Here is a 1,716-nt window from a genome sequence, read left to right as displayed (position 1 = left end):
CTAGGAGCGTGTCCCGGTAACGGGCAATCGGCTGGTGATCGTGACGGTGAGATCGGTGGTGGTTGCTCGCTGCGTGCCTGCCGGGGCGGGTGGCCTGGTCCTGTCGGCTTGGGAATCGGCCTGAAGGGGGCCGTTGGCCGGGCTGGTCAGGCGATCGCCGTGGCGAGGCCTGCGGTTCCGGCGTGCCGGAAGATCTTGCGGAGGTTGTGGCAGGCGGCCAGCAGTCGCCACTCGCCGCGGGCTCCGTCCTCGCCGCGCAGGAGGAGGTGGCGGCCGTTCTGGCAGGTCATGATCTGGCCGAAGACGGGTTCGACGATGGCTTTGCGGCGGCTGTAGGCGGCTTTGCCTGGCTTGGTCCGCAGTTTGCGGGCCATGCGCTCCTTGAGGGTGGCGTCCTTGGGGATGCGTCCGCGGGGTGCGGGCGGGACCTGTTCGTCGTGGCCGAGTCGGCCGGTGGCCATGAACGTGTCGGTGCCGCAGGCGAGTTGGCGCTCTTGGGCGGCTTGCAGGTTGGTCTCGGAGCAGTAGCCGGCGTCGACGAGGGCCTGCTGGGGGTGGACGCCGGTGTTCTGCGCGGACTGGTCGAGCATCGGGGTGTAGTTCAGCGCGTCCGAGGCGTTGGCGGTGATGTCGGCGGCCGTGATGACCTGGTGTTTTTCATCGACGACGGCCTGGGCGTTGTAGGCCTGGATGTAGGCGCCGTCGCTGTTCTTCATGATCCGCGAGTCGGGGTCGGTGAAGTTGGCCTGCGCCTTGGGCTTGGGCCGGGCTTTGGCTGCTGCCTTCTCGCCCGCGTCGGTGACGGCCCGCTCGTCGCTGGTCCCGGCGCGCTCCTGACGGCGGCGTTCGGTGTCCTGGGCGTGAGCGCGGGCCTTGTCGGCGGCCTCGGCCTCGATCTGCGCGCGGGCGGCCTGCAGCCTGGACAGGCGCTTCTCACGCCGGTCCAGCTCGGCGGGCAGGTCGGCCTCCTTGCCGTCCACGCCGAACCGGGCATCTTCGGCGGTATCGACTGCTTCGGCGTCGTCCAGCAGGGACCGGGCCGTGGCCTCCAGGGCGGCGATCTCGGCTTCGATCTGCTCTTCCTTGCCGATCAGGCGGCCGTAGCTCATCGCCTTGTGCTTAGAGGCGCTGGCCTCCAGCTTGGTGCCGTCCAGCGCGACGCGGCCCATCTTGACCATGTCCAGCTTCCGCGCCAGGTGCAGCGACTGCAGGAACAGGCCGGCGAGCGCGTCCAGGTGGCGGCGGCGGAACCGGGCGATCGAGCGGAAGTCCGGGGCCTGGTCGGCGGCCAGGAACCGGAACGCGACGTCATCGACACACTTCCGCGTGATCGCCCGCGAGGAGCGCACCCCGGTGGTGTAGCCGTAGATCAGCAGCCGCACCATCAGCCGCGGGTCGTAGGGCGGGTAGCCGCGCTTTTCGGTGTAGTCGGCCAGGATCGGCGACAAGTCGAGCACCTCGTCGACCAGGTCGGCGACGAACCGGGCCAGGTGGTCCTCGGGCAGCCAGTCGTCCAGCGACGGGGGCAGCAGCAGGACCTGGTGCGGGTCGAACGCCCGGAACGTCTTGCCCACCGCCGCCGGACGACCCTGCGGCTGCTTCTTCTCACCCGGCTCGATCTCGAACAGCCCATCCCGATCACGCATACCGAGATCATCCCGCATGAATGATCACGAACCGCAAGTGGGTTGCCGGTTACTGGGACACGCTCCTAGC

Annotated in this window: 1 protein-coding gene; it reads right to left on the bottom strand. The window is 69.3% G+C overall.

Features of this window, described 5'->3' with window-relative positions; translation table 11 throughout:
• Positions 1–146: 146 nt before the first annotated feature.
• Positions 147–1,574 carry an IS1182 family transposase gene (locus ACWDA7_RS52610; RefSeq protein WP_450615294.1) on the bottom strand — a complete coding sequence of 476 codons (1,428 nt, stop codon included), beginning with the start codon at positions 1,572–1,574 and terminating at the stop codon, positions 147–149.
• Positions 1,575–1,716: the final 142 nt, after the last annotated feature.

The organism is Streptomyces sp. NPDC001156 (assembly GCF_053598275.1).
This window is presented reverse-complemented; position numbering and strand designations above follow the sequence as displayed.